Source organism: Mesorhizobium sp. GW821-FHT07A06, assembly GCF_059419085.1.
The window spans coordinates 1-16,081 of record NZ_JBWKRC010000022.1; the positions used below are offsets into that span (position 1 = coordinate 1).

A 16,081-nucleotide genomic window follows, 5' to 3' on the forward strand; every position below is an offset into this window, starting at 1 on the left:
CGCCGTCAACAACGGTCGCCGCGTTCCCACAACGTTCTTCAACTTGGCCAAAATCGCAGCTTCGGGCCGACCGGGCCGAGTAGTGACGAGCGCCAGTCGGTTGCCTTGCAGCGCGATGCCCTGCTCGCGGCCGGGGTCGATGAGCGCCATCTCCATCAGGATCGCGCTTCCGGAGCGCGTGATGACCGGCCGGGTCTGAAGGCATGCCTCGGCGAATTGCGCGAAGGCGATGTCCTGGTCGTCTGGAAGATAGATCGGTTAGGCCGGTCACTCTCCCACTTGATCCGCATCGTCGAGGATTTGAAGGAACGTGGTGTCGCCTTCCGATCTCTCACGGAGGCGATCGACACCACGAATTCGCACGGCGCGTTTCTGTTCAACCTGTTCGGCTCGCTTGCAGAATACGAGAGAGTGCTGATCACCGAGCGGGTCAATGCCGGCCTGGCGGCGGCTCGCCGACGTGGCCGTAAGGGCGGGAGACCTCCAACGATCGATGCGGAAAAGGTCGAGCAGGTTCTAGCTGCTTTGGAAGCTGGCGCCAGCAAGGCGTCCGTGTGCCGGACGTTCAAGGTGGCGCGCTCGACCTTGATCGACACGTTGAAGCGGACTGGATGGACAGGCCCCGGCAAGACCGGCACGCCCGAAACCGTAGTTTGACGAGTGACCGTGGCTGATGGCGTTTCTCGATGAGCAATCGCGTGCCGTTTTATTCGAACCACCCGAAGCTTATGAAGATGCGCAAGCGCGCTATGCACTGACTTCCGAGGATATTGTCTTCGTCAAGGAGCATCGCCGGTCGCATAATCGGCTTGGCTTTGCGATCCAACTCGCACTGGTGCGTGATCTGGGCCGTCTGCTGCGAATAGGCGAAGTTCCACCTCAGGCGGTTGTCTCTGTTGTCGCCGACCAGCTGGGCATCGACCCTGCAGTGTTCGAGTTCTACGCCCAGCGCGACGAAACGCGCCGGGAACACGCGCGCGAGATCGTCTCTGCACTGGAGCTTCAGCCTGTCCGGACGAGTGACTATCGCGAGTTGATAACGGCGGCGGCACGCGAGGCGGCGGCCACTGAACAAGGTGCGCCGATCGCCAAGGCCGTGATCGAAGCCTTGAAGGAACGAAAGTTGCTCGTTCCTATGCCGGAGCTGCTGATCCGTCTGGCACTGGCCGGCCGGGCGGCGGCGCGTCGACAAGCCTATCGCGAATTGATCCGGGATCTGGAGCAGCCTTCGATCGAGGCGCTTGATCAGCTCCTCGCTGAGCGGGCCGGCGATCGGAGCCACCTTGGCTGGATTGCGGAAGCACCTGAAGGGGCGAAGCTGAAGAACCTCAAAGGCTTGATCGCCCGCCTCGAGGTATTGCGCTCAGCCGCCATTCCCGACGACCGTCGCAAGACGATCCATGCCAATCGCTACGGCATCATCGCCAGGGATGCACGCATTCTGCATGCCCGGGAGATACGACGCCTGACATCCGAACGTCGCTACGCCACGCTGGCCGCCTTCGTCATCGAGAGACAGGCGTCGATCACCGACCTGACGATCGACATGTTCTGCAAAATGATTGGGAGCAACCGCCGCAAGGCCGAGATCAGCCGCACGGAACGCCGGCTAAAAGAGGCCGAGGTTCTTGATGGGGTGGCGCTTGAGCATCTCAAGCTCGGCGAGGCGCTTCTGGCCGCTCGTGCGAGCAAAACCGATCTTGCATCGGCGATCGCAGCCTCCCTCGGCTGGGACGGATTGGTCGCCAGCATGGCGGCAGCCAGATCTGTCGTCCACCCTGATCGCAGTAACGAATTCGACGAGCTCATCAAGCGGCACAAATCGTTGCGCAAGCTGGGCAGACTGATGTTCCGCACGTTCTCGTTCCGGTCGTTTCGTGCTGATGATCCGATCCTTGTAGCAGTGGACCATCTGCGCGCGCTCTATGGCGGCCGGAAATTGCCGGCGCAGGTGCCGCTCGCCTTTCTGACCCGCAAATGGCGACGCTGCGTGCGCCCGAACAGTGCCGATATCGACCTGCGCGCCTGGGAAGTGGCGGTCCTCGTTCACCTGCGAGAGCGTCTGAGGGCCGGTGACATCTGGGTCGAAGGCAGCCGGGCATGGCGCAGTTTCGAGGATTATCTTCTGCCTCGGCCGATCTTCGAGCTGATGCGCGCCGAGGGGCGGCTCGGGCTCGCACTCCCCGACAGCTTTGCCGAATGGCGAGCAGAACGGACCGCCACGCTCGATGCGAAGCTGAAAGAGCTGGCAAAGGCGGCGGCTGCCAATGCTATTCCGGATGCAGCGATTTCCGACAAGGGCCTGTCGATCTCGCCGATCCGCGAGGAGGAGCGCGACAGCATCGTCGCGCTCAGCCGCCGACTATATGTTCTGGTGCCACGGATCAGGATCACCAGCCTGCTTGCCGAGGTGCAAAGCTGGACCAAATTCCTCGACAGCTTCACGCATTATCGTACCGGTGAGACGGCAAACGACGAGGCAGCGCTGATGGCAGCGATCCTTGCCGACGCCACCAATGCCGGAGCCGAACGTATGGCGGAAAGCTCACGCGGCGTCACGATCCACCAGATGATGCTGATGGTGGACAGGCATATGCGATCGGAAACCTACGCCACGGCGACCGCCGTGCTGGTCGATGCGCAGCAGGCCCATCCCTTTGCCGCGATCTGGGGTGACGGCCATATCTCCTCCTCGGACGGACAGTTCTTTCCGGCTGGCGGGCGTGGCGAAGCCAGCCTCGACTACAATGCAAAATACGGCAAGCGACCGGGGGCGTCGATCTATGGCTTCCTGTCCAACCGTTTTGCTTCCTTCTTCTCCCGCATGATCCAGGCATCCGAGGGCGAAGCCCCCTACGTTCTCGACGGCCTCCTTCACAACGAAAGCTCCGTCGAAATCTATGAGCACGCAACCGATACCGCTGGCGCCACCGAAACGACGTTCTCCATGTTCCACGCCTTTGGCTACAGGCTCATTCCCCGTATCCGCAATCTCGGCAATCGCAGGCTCTTTGTCATTGATCGCGATCCGGCTTACGAACCGCTCGACGCGCTGATCGCTGGAACCGTCAACATGGATGTCGTCGAGCACCACTGGGATGAGGTCTTGCGGCTGAAGGCTTCGATCGCTGCAGGTTTGGTGCCGCCTTCCGTCATCCTCAAGAAGCTGGCAGCGTCGCCGCGACAAAACCGGCTGAACCAGGCCCTGCGCGAAATGGGCCGGATAGAACGCTCGATCTTCATCTGCGACTGGCTGCTCGATACGAAACTGCGCCGCAGATCGCATGCGATCCTCAACAAGGGTGAAAGCCGTCATGCTCTCGCACGCGCCATCTTCCTCCACCAGCTCGGCGAATTGCGCAACCGCGTCGCCGAAACCATGGCTTACCGCGCGTCCGGTCTTAACCTCGTCGTCAACGCCATCATCCTGTGGAACACTGTCTATCTCAGCCGTGCTGTCGATTATATCAGCAGTCAGGGTATTATCATTCCGGACGAGCTGCTCTCCCAGGTCGCACCACTACCATGGGCGCATATCGCGCTCACCGGCGACTACCTCTGGAACGAAATTGACCGACCCCTCGAACGCTTCAGGCCAATCCGGGCTAACCGCTTCAATCCAAACAACTTCAAATTCCCTTAGCGTGTATTAATGTAGAAATGCCCACGGAGCCCCTTAACGATCTGCGCTAGCCACTCTTCATCAGTCTCAGTGTACCGCACGATCGTCCAGAGCTGCTCGCTGAAGATCGGAGAGGCAGACCGCGCCGCGTTGGGATCGGCCGTGATGCCTACCAGATATTTGGGCCGCGCTATTGTGCTGGACTCGACAATTTCGGTAATCAGGTCGATCGAGTGTCGGGCGTCTGGCTCGTCCTCTTCCCGAAGCGGCAGGAGGATATCCATGACTAGAAGGTCCCAATTGCCGCTGTCCAGCTGCGTCTGCGCACCCTGAGCCGAAGTGACGATGGTGACGTCACCGCGCTCAAATCCTTCGCCCTCAAGGCGCTCAATGAGTTTTGAATACGTTCTTGGCGCATCGTCTACGATCAGCATCTTCATTTCAGCACCACTCCGATTTCCGCAAAAATTCCGAGGAGACTGGTCTTCCACTCGTCCACGGCGGAGTTGTAGTGCAGAACGCCGACCACCAGATCCTTAAATTCGCCGTCGAGATCGTCCTTCAGCTGCCCAATGTTCAATTGCCCGCCATCACCCTTGGGAAATACCTCGTAGCCGGTTATGACCACAATCTTGCACCGGACGCCGGCCATCTGAATTTCGCGGACGACCTCGATCCCACCAAAGCCCTGGGGGCGGCCGCCACTTTCGTAATTGTCCTGGTCGAAGGTCGGCAACGACACGGAGCAACGCCAAGCGAGCCTTTGCGTTCACCTGAACCACATTCGGTTCGGCGCGGGCGCATGCTCGGCGGACCGTCATCGATCAATGCGCTTGTCAATCTCAGGGACCACCCGAAGGAGTCCGACGCTGGGCCAATGCCGCCATGCCGACTGATCCTTCGCCCATTGCCTCAGCTATTTCCGCAAGCACGACGGCTCGTCAGCCAGATCGGTACAGTGCCGGGTCATGGATACCTCTCCGCTTCGTGCTTTCCAGCACGATTGCCATCTATGGGGCGGGGAGGGGAGGCAGATCTATCCATCCTGGCATGAATGTGCTGGGCGTCTAACGACAGCCCGACACGGCTTGCACGCGCGCGCTACGAACTAGGCCGCCTGATAAGACGGTTGCGAGAGCTATCGACGGCGTATCCAAATTCAGCTCAATTGCGGAGAAGGACGTCGCGACCTCGCCCGGACCAACTTCCATGGTTCCATGGAGAGCGTGAAGAGCCGAGCCAGCATTACCGCGAGGGCCAGGACGATCAGCTCGGCCCGCTAGGAATCATGGTCAACGTTGTCGTGCTCCGGAACACGATCGCCATCGCCGATGGCCCTCGGTCGGCTCGTGCGCGAAGGCAACCCTGTCAAACCCGAAGACGTAAATCGCCTGTCGCCCCTCGGGTTCAAACATATCAACATGCTGGACCGATATGCCTTCAAGCTGCCGGATTCCGTCGCACGAGAGGACTTATAGGCCACTGCGCGATCCATCGGACGCCGACACCAATCAGCCATGAAGCCCTCATGTGATTTTCTGGTCCGTTACTACTCAGACGCCCCATGGATGCTTCAACCGAGTGACGAAGCCGGCCATTACGGATACAACAGCCGCAGTATTTCGACCTTGAGTGCTAGATAGCCAATTCGGAGGGCGACCGATCAAAAATAGCGGGCGAACCACTTGTGCACTCCGTATGCTCACGGCTATTTTGACGACTGCGAGATTGGTGAAATTATCTCGATGCGTGCTGCCGTGAGCGCCTTTTCTATCGCGCCTTCCGGCTTAATGTTAACGACAATACGATCGATTTCATCAAGATCGCAAATTTTAAAAACTGCCGATTTTGTAAACTTTGACCCATCTGCAACAATTGTTACAAAACTAGCTTGCTGAATCATCGTTCTTGCTATCTCCGCATGTCTTGATTCGAAATCCATTATTCCCTTTGCATTTATAGAACCTACTGTTATTACCGCTCCATCTACATTGAACTCCCTCAGTTGCGCAACAACCAGTGGTCCACTAGTCTCAGCGGAATCCGACGAGTACTCGCCACCAACAACGAAAACTTTATGGTCAGAATTTCCTTTCGACAGCGTTTGAGCGATTAGGAACGAATTTGTGATCACAGTCATTCTCGGCGAGGACGCGAGCTCCTCGGCAACAGCCAAGGTTGTGGTGCCGTTATCCATAAAGATGGCGTCGCCCTCTTTGAATAATCCCTTCGCTAGCTCAGCGACCACTCTTTTTTCACGGTAATTTTCATTAAGCCGATTGGCGAATGCCGCCTCCATATGGGAGTCAGGCGTCGTGGCTCCGCCGTGAAATTTACGAAGCTTGCCCTCCATAGCTAGCTCAGTTAGGTCGCGCCGAATTGTTTCGCGTGAAGTATCCAACTCTAACGCGAGTTCTTCAACCGTAACCTTCCCCGCAGCGCGAACCCGCTGCGCAATAGCTGCTCTACGCTTGTCTGGCCGCATGCTCAGTCAGGCCCCTTTGATGAGTTAAATTCGAATTGGAAGAAGGACTCAATTCTCTGGAATAAAGCGAGGGACTGCTTGTCCTCGCTCAATCGGGTGCCCAGTCTGCACACCGTGGAGGGGAAATCGCAATCTGCCAAGCATGAAATTTGTTTGCCCAATCCTGCGTTCGCGGCGGTCCGGCCAACGAGGCAATGGCTAGAAATTGATGAGTGGGGAATCAATACCGGTGATGACAATCCCAAGAAAAGTTCGGATCATTCGGCAAAGGAGTCGCGCAACCACCGCACATCGTCAAACGCCCTGAGTAAGAAAGCCGAAAGTCTATTCATCAAATCATGCTGACGTACCCTTCCCATCGATCACTTTCCATATGCCGCTCGGCTCGACTCAGTTTGAAAAATGCATAACTCCTGAAGTCAAAACCTATCTTACTGATATTATCTTGTATCAAAGCCCAGAGTGACCATTTAAGATCAGCAATAGCACGATAGACGCCGACGCGCCCCAGTGTACTTGGCAAAACGCTACCGAAGTACATTTCTATAAGCTCGTTTTGAATTTCTTCCGAGAACAACATTTCTGACGCGAATCCGCCCAAGTCGTAACATCTGTCGTTGTTGGAAGAATATTCGTAATCAATAAACATTATTGAATTGTCGCCGCCTAGCATAAAATTGCCCGGCATAGGGTCATTGAAACATGGTACTATATCCAAACCGCAAGCCTCAATCTTTCTGCGAGCATCATAATATTTCATAAGAGCCAAGTTGTACTTTATCAACTTATTACTATCTATCTGGCCTACCCAATCGATATAAAAATCGATCATGTCGAATACGGTATTAGTGTTCGACATGGCAGCGGAGGCGTGCAATGTCTGGTATGTCTCGACTGCTCCAGCTCTGATTTCAGGGCGCAAAAAATCCGCGATAGAGCACGGTCGGCGATCAATCAGAAACTCACTAACCTCGATGCCCCATTTCGCACCATATTCATAGACACGCGGGCCGATGCCCAATGAGTGAGCCCGCTTGCCGTTTTCAATCGCAATATGTCGATTAATGAATTTTTCCGTCCCATAACCTGGGAGCTTCACAAAAAAATCGTTTTGCTCACCCGCAATTTCGACCCGCCAATTAACATTCGTAATACCCCCTAACAGAGGCACACATCGCAAAACGCGCCCTTCCCAGTTCGCAATTTTGGCTAAAGCAGCTGATAGGTCCAACCCAGGATCGTATATTCGGTCTTCCGCGGTCACAGCTAGCTCACTGATACCCACCGCTTGCCAAGGCAATTCAAACGCTTCTCTCACAGAGCACTACTCGAAGCATAGAAACCGAATGCTACGCCTCAAACGCAATCTGATAACGCTAGATATCAAGGGTGGGAATGTCAATTCATAGAACCGCCCAGGGGGTTTGTCGCAGCCCGTTTCGGTTAGTCACACCGCCATGGCTGGGTGTTCGGGCATGGCGTAGTCGCAGTCGTCGGCTTCGGCCGGCAGGACGTTGCCGTGGGCTCAAGTAGCCAGCGATTGTCGAACCAGTTGGATAAAGTTTCACACGATGCTCGTTGAGCGCGCCCGAGAGATCTCGCGCGTGGGCGGCTATCAGCTGGTTGGTCCGCCTTGTAAACTTAGAAGCAGTCCGCGAAAAGCACCTTGGTATTCTCGAGTGTCATCGCAACCGGATTGCCGCCGGCACTCGGGTCTTTGATCGCCATGGCCGAGAGTTCGTCGATCCGGTTCGGAGCGATTCCCATTGCCGTGAGGCTTTCCGGCACGCCGAGCTCCGAGCGCAGCTGCAGCACGTAGTTGTAGAAGCCGTCAAATCCGCCGGAGATGCCGAGATAGGCGGCAGCACGACCGAACTTCTCCTCAATCGCCTTGCGGTTGAAGCGCAGAACTGCAGGCATCACAACGGCATTGGTCATTCCGTGATGAGTGTTATAGACGGCACCGATCGGGTGCGACAACGCGTGGATGGCGCCGAGGCCCTTCTGGAACGCGACGGCGCCCATGGCGGCGGCCGACATCATGTTGGTGCGTGCTTCAAGATCCGTGCCGTCCTTGTAGGCGCGCGGCAGGTATTCCTTGACGAGACGCATGCCCTCAAGCGCGATACCAGCCGACATCGGGTGGTAGAAGGGCGAGGAATAGGCTTCCAGGCAATGGGCAAACGCATCCATGCCGGTACCGGCGGTGATGATCTTCGGCATGCCGACAGTCAGTTCCGGATCGGCAATCACAACGCCCGGCAGGAACTTCGGATGGAAGATGATCTTCTTCACATGCGTTTCGGAATTGGTAATGACGCTGGCGCGGCCGACTTCAGAGCCGGTGCCAGCCGTCGTCGGCACCGCCACGATCGGTGCGATGCCTTCGATGCTGGCGCGTGTCCACCAGTCGTCGATATCCTCGAAATCCCAGACCGGACGGGTCTGTCCGGCCATGAAGGCCACGCACTTGCCGAGATCGAGGCCCGAGCCGCCGCCGAAGGCGACGACGCCGTCATGGCCGCCATCCTTGAAGGCCCTCACACCGGCCTCCAGGTTCTTCTCGTTCGGGTTCGGATCGACATCGGCAAATATGGCACGGCCGAGGCCGGCTTGCTCGAGAATGTCGAGCGCCGTCTTGGTGATTGCCATGGAAGCGAGGCCGCGATCGGTGACTAGGAGCGGCTTCTCCATGCCGAGGCTTTTGCAGGCGTCCGCGAGCCCCTTGATGCGGCTGGGGCCGAGCTTGACGGCTGTCGGATAGCTCCAGTTGGCTGTGATGTTGCTGCTCATGCTGTGACTTTCTTCAGATGATAGGATTTCGGACGTGTCAGGTTCTGGAAGCCGATGATTGACAGCGAGCCGCCGCGGCCGGTTTCCTTGACGCCGGTCCAGCAAAGCGCCGGATCGAGATAGTCGGCGCGATTCATGAACACGGTGCCGGTTTCGATTTCGCGACCAAGCCGCGCTGCCCGCTCGGCATCCTTGGTCCAGAGCGAAGCCGTCAGCCCGTACTGGCTGTCATTCATCAGCCCCAGCGCTTCCTCGTCGGACTTGACCTTCATGATGCCAACGGCGGGGCCGAAGGTTTCTTCCCGCATGAAGGCCATCGAATGATCGACATTGACGAGAATCTGAGGCGCGAGATAGGCGCCGCCGTCATCCTGCGGGAAGAGCGTCGGATCGACGAGCCCTTTCGCACCCTTGGCAACAGCGTCGGCGATCTGCTCGCGCACCACATTGGCAAAGCGCTTGTGCGCCATCGGGCCGAGCGAGGTTTCCGGATCGAGCGGATTGCCGAGCTTGTAATTCGAAACCCAGGCAACTGACTTCTCGACAAAGTTGTCGTAGATCGACTCGTGCACATAGATGCGCTCGATGCCGCAGCAGCACTGCCCCGAATTGTAGGTCGCGCCGTCCATCAGCGTGTCGACTGCCGCGTCGAGATCGGCATCTTCCATGACATAGCCCGGATCCTTGCCGCCGAGCTCGAGGCCGAGACCGGTGAAGGTGCCTGCAGCAGCCCGTTCCATCGAACGCCCGCCTTCGACCGAACCGGTGAAGTTGACGAAGTTGACGCTTCCTGCTGCGATCAGCGCCGAGGTCGTCTGATGATCCAGGAACACATTCTGAAACACATCCTCCGGAACGCCCGCCTCGACGAAGGCCTGAACCAGGCGCTCACCGACGAGCAGCGTCTGCGAGGCATGCTTGAGGACGACGGTATTGCCGGCCATCAGCGCCGGAGCGATGGTGTTGATCGCCGTCATGTAGGGATAGTTCCAGGGTGCCACGACGAAGACGACGCCATGCGCTTCGCGCTCGATGCGGCGCTCGAACTTGTCGCTCTCCTCGACGATCAGCGGCGCCAGCGCATCGGCAGCAATCGACGCCACGTAATTGGAGCGCTCGTTGAAGCCCTTGTATTCGCCGCCGTAACGGATCGGGCGGCCCATCTGCCAGGCAATCTCCGGCACGACGACATCGGACATCTCGTTGAGACGCGCAACACCCTTCAGTACCAATTGAACACGGTCTTCCAGCGGGCGCTTTGCCCATGCCTTCTGCGCGCTGCGCGCACGCACCACGGCTTCCTTAGCTGCATCTAGCGAGAGCGCCCGACGCTCCGCGTAAACGGATCCATCGACGGGCGATATGCATTGGATCGTCGACATGGTTTTCATCCTGCGTCGATGTGAATCAAAAAGGGTTTCAGTATGTGTCGGCCAAGCGGCTTCACGCCCGTTCAAAGCCTCGGGCAATTTCCCAATCGGTGATTTGGCGATCGTATTCTTCCTGTTCCCAGGTTGCCGCGCGCACATAGTGGTTGACTACATCGTCACCCAATGCCGCCCGAAGAAACGTCGAGTTGTCCAGCTGACGAGCCGACTGTCGCAAGGTATTGGGTATTTCGCGTGCCTGACGATCGCGATACGCGTCACCGGTGAAGGGTTCTTCCAGCTCCAGCTTATTCTCGATCCCGTCGATCCCTGCCGCAATGAGTGCGGCCATGGCCAGATACGGGTTAAGATCGGATCCACCGACGCGGCATTCGATCCGTATACCCTTGGTATTTTCACCACAGAGCCTGTAGCCTGCAGTGCGATTATCCTTGGACCATATAGCTTTGGTTGGCGCAAAAGTCCCGGCGACGAAGCGCTTGTAGGAATTTACGTACGGCGCTAGGAAGTACGTGAAATCACTGGCATGCGCGAGCAGACCGGCCACATAGTGCTGCATAAGTTTCGACATTCCAAACCGCCCGGCAGGATCGTAAAAAAGCGGTTCACCAGCCAAACTCCAAAGAGATTGATGTATGTGGGACGATGACCCCGCCGCGGCCGAATCCCACTTTGCAAGGAAAGTGATGGATCGTCCCCGAGCCCAGGCAATTTCCTTGGAGCCATTCTTAATAATGACGTGCCGATCGGCCATAGTAAGGGCCTCGGCGTAGCGCACATTGATTTCTTCTTGGCCCGGCGACGCTTCGCCCTTCGAATTCTCTACCGGAATCCCGGAGGCCTGAAGGCCGTTGCGTATAGCTCGCATCACATCCTCATCCTTTGACGTTTGAAAGATATGATAATCCTGATTGTAACCGCTGACCGGCTTTAGGCCACGATATCCCCCTTCACGAGCATCATCGTACGTCTGATTGAACAGAAAAAATTCGAGCTCTGTCGCCATGAACGCCTTTAGGCCCATCGCTTCAAGGCGAGCGATCTGCTTCTTAAGGATTGCGCGCGGCGAGTGTGGAACTTCCTCGTGAGTGTTTTGATCGAGCACGTCACACAGCACGAGTGCTGTACCTTCCAACCATGGGATCCTGCGTAGCGTTGAGAGATCCGGCTTCATGGTGTAGTCGCCGTAGCCCTTCTCCCAGCTCGTCGACACGTATCCAGGAACGGTCTGCATTTCGATATCGGTGGCTAAAAGATAGTTGCAGCTATGCGTTTCCTCGAAACCTGCTTCAATAAAGAATTGGGCATGAAAGCGCTTACCCATGAGGCGCCCTTGCATATCCACCAATACGGCGAGAACAGTATCGATCCTCCCCTCCTCGACTTCTTTCCTCAGTTCACCGAACGAATATACTGCAGGCATTTTTATTTTCCCGATTTTCATATGATGATTCTTTATTCATGCCGACGCCGGAGGCCCGCTAGGTAGAACTAAGCTGTCCCGGATCCTTCTCTGACGGACACTCGAGCAGGATGTTCACGAGGTGCTCGCCGTCTCCTCAACAGCGCTACGAAGGCTTCTCAGGAGCAATTCGACGAGAAATTCGGACACCGCCACCTGTCCAAGCTCATCAGATATCAAGTCGTTGCGAACTTCGATCATGACGTTCAGCAACCCTCGCGGCAGCGCATGTTCTTTCAATGTATGAGTGACCCCGTCATTCGGGCCGTACGGTTCGTTTCGCCGGACCACAAAACGACCCAATAGAGAAGACATTTGCAACATATAGTCAGCAAGTCTGGCGTCGGAATCATGGAGGATACCGATCTCTACTGAACGGGACCTTCCAAAATATACGGGTGTAAAGCTGTGGATGGTCACAAGAACGGGAGGCTGACCCATCTCAGATCTGCTTGCAATCAAGCTGGCCAGCGCGGTTTTGAATGGAATGTAAATCCCCTCGGTTCGTTGCTGGCGCTCTTGCTCTGACAGGTTCTCATTGCCGGGTATGCTGTAGATCTCGCTTTTGATTGGCATAGCGGATGGTGATTCCGGCGGTCGATTGCAATCATACGCGAGTCTCGAGAACCTCTGGTATATCAGTGGGGCATCCAAGGCTTTCGCCATTAGGCGTGCGACGGATAAGGCTCCCGGATCCCACGCTACGTGACTTTCAAGCACCAGCTCATCTAAGCCGAGGGCTCCGAGCTTCTCCGGAATTTTGCGAGATGCATGTTCACAAATCAAAAGAACCTGGCTTTGGCCACGACTGTTGTCGAAGCCAACAGGGTTACCCTCCAGGGGCGAAAGGATTGTGTTCAATTTTGGGATCCTGATAGTTTCGGGTTTTTCAGCGTAACAACGGTGCCAGCCTTTCGAATCCTAACCGGCCGTGATTTGAGCCAAGTAGATCTTGATCCGAATATTGAAGCGTCATTTGACAACGGCCCCGTCGCAGGCCTCGCCCGCAGACCGGCCATACCGTGCCAAAAGGCCTCGCTCTGGCGCTCTGGAAGCTACGACACGAACTCGCTTCGTTAGCTCGTCTACCGGGACATTCAAATCAAGTCTTCCCTGTTGGATGTCGATCGAAATCTGATCTCCATCCCGAACAAGTCCGATTGGTCCCCCGGATGCCGCCTCGGGACAGACATAGCCAACAGCCGCACCATGCGAGGCCCCCGAAAACCGGCCATCGGTCACCAGGGCGACGGTTTTGGAGAGACCCATTCCGATGAGAGCGGCAGTCGCTCCCAACATCTCGCGCATACCAGGTCCGCCTCTTGGCCCCTCATTGCGGATTACGATTACGTCTCCAGGCCTTATAGAATTCGAATAGAGCGACGTGATGGCGTCCTCCTCACATTCAAAAACCCGTGCTGGCCCAACATGGTTCAACAGGTTCTTGGCCACGCCTCCAGCCTTGATGATTGAGCCACTTGGCGCCAGGGAGCCGTACAGGACACGCAAGCCACCGGTGGAAGCATGTGCATTTTCGGGAGACATGATGAGCGAGTCAGCGTTGCTCGGCACACCGGTCCGAGCTTTGCGGGGTGCGATTGTGGGTGTGTCAATTATCAATTTACCTAGATTTTCGATCACCCGTTGCACGCCCCCGGCGCGATGGAATTCCGGCACAGAAATAACCCCGGAAGGCCGCAGCATCACCAACGTGGGGGTGGATCTCGAAAGTTCGTCGAACATCGTCCAATCGAATTTTACCCCAGCTTCATTGGCAATGGCGGGCAGATGAAGGGCGACATTGGTTGAACCGCAAACGGACAGCGCTACCCGCGCGGCGTTGCAAAGCGATTCTGTGGTTATCAGATCCTTGATCATCAGACCGTCTTCGAGGGCCTTCATGACGGCCAAACCGGTGTCGTAGGCAAATCGTAGATGTTCTGCGGAACCAGCCACCGCTGTCGAAGAACCAGACAAGGCCAGACCGAGCGTTTCCGCCACCATGGCCATGGTGTTGCCGGTATAAGCACTTGCGCCGCAACCTGGGCCCGGCATCTGGGCTGCTTCCAAGGCCGAAAGCTCATCATCGTCGATTTGATTGAGGTGTCGCTCACCGATCGCCTCGAACACCGTCTCCCATGAGATCTGGCGATCACCAAGCAGGCCAACTTCTGTTGAGCCACTGTAGAGATACGCAACCGGTATGTTGACGCGCAGGGCGCCCATCAGCATACCGGGAGTGGCCTTGTCACCAGCAGGGATAAGAACTGCCGCGTCGAATCCATGGGCTTCCAACATAGCCTCAACTGAATCCGCGACTAGATCTCGGGAGGGAAGCACATAGCGCATGCCAGCGCTCGCCTCAGCAAGGCAATCCGTCGCATGTATGATGTTGAATTCCATCGGCGATCCGCCGGCCGCGCGTATCCCGGCCTTCACACGCTCAGCAACATGGCGCAGGTGAATACCTTCGGGCCCGATCTCGGTCCAAGTATTAATGACCGCGATCAGAGGCTGCTCCAATTCAGCCTTCGTATAGCCAGAGCCCTCAAACCATGACCGGGCAAAAGCGCGATCATTTCCCCCGTACCGAAGAGCGCTTCGCTCGTTTTTCTTTTGGAAACTCGTCTTCTCGTCGCTCATTTGTGCGTCTTCCTTTCATGGTCATTTTCCAAGGCAGCGAAAGGCGGCAGATGCGATCAAATCGCACCTCATTCGCGTCTCGGTTAGAATAGTTTTTGCTTAGCACCAATGAATGGTACTTATTGAACCGGTGATGTGTGTCAGTGCCCCAAGATCTGGCTCAGGAAAAGCTTCAGTCGAGCCGTTTTAGGCAGACCGAAAATTTCAGAAGGAGGCCCCTCCTCGATAATTTCGCCACCGTCCATGAAGATGACTCGGTCTGCTACGCGCTGTGCAAAACCCATTTCGTGGGTTACGCAAATCATAGTCATTCCGCTGTCTGCAAGCTCCATCATCGTATCAAGTACTTCCTTGATCATTTCAGGATCAAGCGCAGACGTCGGCTCATCGAAAAGCATTATCCTCGGTTTCATGCACATCGCGCGAGCGATCGCTACGCGCTGCTGTTGTCCGCCAGAAAGTTGACCGGGGTACTTATGGGCTTGTTCGGGGATCTTCACCCGGTCCAAAAAGTATCGAGCCAACTCGGCGGCCGCTTCTCTGGTTGCGCCTCTCACCCTCATCGGAGCGAGCATGCAGTTCTGTAAAACCGTCAGGTGGGGGAAAAGGTTGAATGATTGAAACACCATTCCGACATCGCCGCGAACCGCCTCGAGCGATTTTCGATCATCTTTGAGTTCAATTCCATCAACGACAATCCGGCCCTCCTGATGCTTCTCCAATCGATTTATGCAGCGTATGAGCGTTGATTTGCCAGAGCCGGACGGTCCGCAAATGACAACCTTTTCGCCGGCGGCAATCGTGAGCGATACGTTCTTCAATACGTGATGAGGTCCGTACCATTTTCCAACGCTCAGCATTTGAACCGCGAGCACGTCTGTCTGTCCTTGCTGGCTGGAACTTTTCTCAGATGCCTTTGACATATTGCCGGACATTCCCTGATTCCTGTTTTTACGAAGCCCGCGCATTTGATCAACGAGGGGATCGGTTCACGCGACGCTCCAAAGCCTGCACGAACAGTGACGCTGGATATGACAGCGCGAAATAAATCCCTCCCACGATCGTATAAACGGTGAAATACTTGAAATTAGAAGCCGCCGTAACCTGGCCGGCGAACATCATTTCGTGAACTGTAACGGTCGATGCCAGTGCAGTATCCTTGAACAAGGCTATAAAATAATTCCCAAGCGGCGGTATTACTACGTAGATGGCTTGAGGAATTATGACAAAGCGCATCGTTGACGCGCGGGAAAGACCCAATGCCGTTGCAGCCTCGGTTTGTCCTCTGGGTATAGCCAGGATCCCTGCACGGTAGACCTCAGAAATATAGGCGGTATAGTTCAGCGTCAGAGCAAGCGTCGCCGCCGTAAAAGCCGGGATGGAAATCCCAAACGCCGGAAGCACGAAGTAGACGTAAAAGAGCTGCAGGATGAGGGGCGTTCCGCGCGCAACCTCGACGTACGCGCCGCTCAAAAATCTTACGAGAAGAAAGGGGCTGAGCCGACATAGTGCAACGAACATCCCAAACGCGAGAGAAAGGAGCGTTACCAAAACCGTTAGTTGAACAGTCACTAAAGCGCCATGCAGGATATCAGGGATATATTCCCAAGAATCCGAAAAGTCGAAGTAGTTTGAGAGGTTCTGCAAGGTATTTTTCCCTCAGAGTAAAGTGATCGAGTGCACTCTCT

At 56.2% G+C, this 16,081-nt stretch carries 13 protein-coding genes; 2 read left to right on the forward strand and 11 right to left on the reverse strand.

What is annotated here, in order from left to right; all coding sequences use genetic code 11:
- On the forward strand, positions 1 to 657 hold a 657-nt coding region (locus AC07SZ_RS35105), incomplete at its 5' end, for a recombinase family protein (protein WP_494917828.1).
- A 16-nt stretch (positions 658 to 673) separates the two neighbouring features.
- Complete coding sequence (locus AC07SZ_RS35110) at positions 674 to 3,643, forward strand: Tn3 family transposase (RefSeq protein ID WP_003501156.1); 2,970 nt, start codon at positions 674 to 676, stop codon at positions 3,641 to 3,643.
- Here the strand turns inward: AC07SZ_RS35110 and AC07SZ_RS35115 are convergent.
- The 11 genes from AC07SZ_RS35115 to AC07SZ_RS35165 all read right to left on the reverse strand — a co-directional run bounded on the left by AC07SZ_RS35115 (position 3,640) and on the right by AC07SZ_RS35165 (position 16,040).
- Positions 3,640 to 4,062: a hypothetical protein gene (locus tag AC07SZ_RS35115; RefSeq protein WP_494917829.1), complete on the reverse strand. Its 423-nt coding sequence runs from the start codon at positions 4,060 to 4,062 to the stop codon at positions 3,640 to 3,642. The two genes, AC07SZ_RS35110 and AC07SZ_RS35115, sit on opposite strands and share 4 nt — an antisense overlap.
- Positions 4,059 to 4,364 (reverse strand): hypothetical protein, encoded by a 306-nt coding sequence (locus tag AC07SZ_RS35120; RefSeq protein ID WP_494917830.1) that lies wholly within the window; start codon positions 4,362 to 4,364, stop codon positions 4,059 to 4,061. The genes AC07SZ_RS35115 and AC07SZ_RS35120 overlap by 4 nt, the downstream gene beginning before the upstream one ends.
- 966 nt (positions 4,365 to 5,330) lie before the next feature.
- The gene (locus tag AC07SZ_RS35125) at positions 5,331 to 6,107 is read right to left on the reverse strand and encodes a DeoR/GlpR family DNA-binding transcription regulator (protein WP_494917831.1); all 777 of its coding nucleotides are present in this window, start codon (positions 6,105 to 6,107) and stop codon (positions 5,331 to 5,333) included.
- Between the two features lie 331 nt (positions 6,108 to 6,438).
- The gene (locus AC07SZ_RS35130; RefSeq protein ID WP_494917832.1) at positions 6,439 to 7,425 is read right to left on the reverse strand and encodes a phosphotransferase; all 987 of its coding nucleotides are present in this window, start codon (positions 7,423 to 7,425) and stop codon (positions 6,439 to 6,441) included.
- 323 nt (positions 7,426 to 7,748) lie between these two features.
- On the reverse strand, positions 7,749 to 8,900 hold the full coding sequence (locus AC07SZ_RS35135) for an iron-containing alcohol dehydrogenase (RefSeq protein WP_494917833.1): 1,152 nt from the start codon (positions 8,898 to 8,900) through the stop codon (positions 7,749 to 7,751).
- Entirely contained in the window at positions 8,897 to 10,282 is a 1,386-nt protein-coding gene (locus AC07SZ_RS35140; RefSeq protein ID WP_494917834.1) for an aldehyde dehydrogenase family protein, read from the reverse strand. The genes AC07SZ_RS35135 and AC07SZ_RS35140 overlap by 4 nt, the downstream gene beginning before the upstream one ends.
- Positions 10,283 to 10,343: 61 nt before the next feature.
- Positions 10,344 to 11,711: a glutamine synthetase family protein gene (locus AC07SZ_RS35145; protein WP_494917835.1), complete on the reverse strand. Its 1,368-nt coding sequence runs from the start codon at positions 11,709 to 11,711 to the stop codon at positions 10,344 to 10,346.
- Positions 11,712 to 11,825: 114 nt separating this feature from the next.
- Positions 11,826 to 12,611, reverse strand: coding sequence for an N-formylglutamate amidohydrolase (locus tag AC07SZ_RS35150; RefSeq protein WP_494917836.1), 786 nt, complete (start codon positions 12,609 to 12,611; stop codon positions 11,826 to 11,828).
- A gap of 111 nt (positions 12,612 to 12,722) precedes the next feature.
- Positions 12,723 to 14,393: a dihydroxy-acid dehydratase gene (gene ilvD / locus AC07SZ_RS35155; protein WP_494917837.1), complete on the reverse strand. Its 1,671-nt coding sequence runs from the start codon at positions 14,391 to 14,393 to the stop codon at positions 12,723 to 12,725.
- 140 nt (positions 14,394 to 14,533) lie between these two features.
- The gene (locus tag AC07SZ_RS35160; protein WP_494917838.1) at positions 14,534 to 15,328 is read right to left on the reverse strand and encodes an amino acid ABC transporter ATP-binding protein; all 795 of its coding nucleotides are present in this window, start codon (positions 15,326 to 15,328) and stop codon (positions 14,534 to 14,536) included.
- A gap of 37 nt (positions 15,329 to 15,365) precedes the next feature.
- Positions 15,366 to 16,040: an amino acid ABC transporter permease gene (locus AC07SZ_RS35165; RefSeq protein ID WP_494917839.1), complete on the reverse strand. Its 675-nt coding sequence runs from the start codon at positions 16,038 to 16,040 to the stop codon at positions 15,366 to 15,368.
- Positions 16,041 to 16,081 lie beyond the last annotated feature (41 nt).

Bases quoted from the DNA above. Each gene is read 5' to 3' on its own strand.
- AC07SZ_RS35110 (WP_003501156.1), top strand. From the start codon at position 674: ATGGCGTTTCTCGATGAGCAATCGCGTGCCGTTTTATTCGAACCACCC.
- AC07SZ_RS35115 (WP_494917829.1), bottom strand. From the start codon at position 4,062: ATGAAGATGCTGATCGTAGACGATGCGCCAAGAACGTATTCAAAACTC.
- AC07SZ_RS35125 (WP_494917831.1), bottom strand. From the start codon at position 6,107: ATGCGGCCAGACAAGCGTAGAGCAGCTATTGCGCAGCGGGTTCGCGCT.
- AC07SZ_RS35135 (WP_494917833.1), bottom strand. From the start codon at position 8,900: ATGAGCAGCAACATCACAGCCAACTGGAGCTATCCGACAGCCGTCAAG.
- AC07SZ_RS35140 (WP_494917834.1), bottom strand. From the start codon at position 10,282: ATGTCGACGATCCAATGCATATCGCCCGTCGATGGATCCGTTTACGCG.
- AC07SZ_RS35145 (WP_494917835.1), bottom strand. From the start codon at position 11,711: ATGCCTGCAGTATATTCGTTCGGTGAACTGAGGAAAGAAGTCGAGGAG.
- ilvD (WP_494917837.1), bottom strand. From the start codon at position 14,393: ATGAGCGACGAGAAGACGAGTTTCCAAAAGAAAAACGAGCGAAGCGCT.
- AC07SZ_RS35160 (WP_494917838.1), bottom strand. From the start codon at position 15,328: ATGTCCGGCAATATGTCAAAGGCATCTGAGAAAAGTTCCAGCCAGCAA.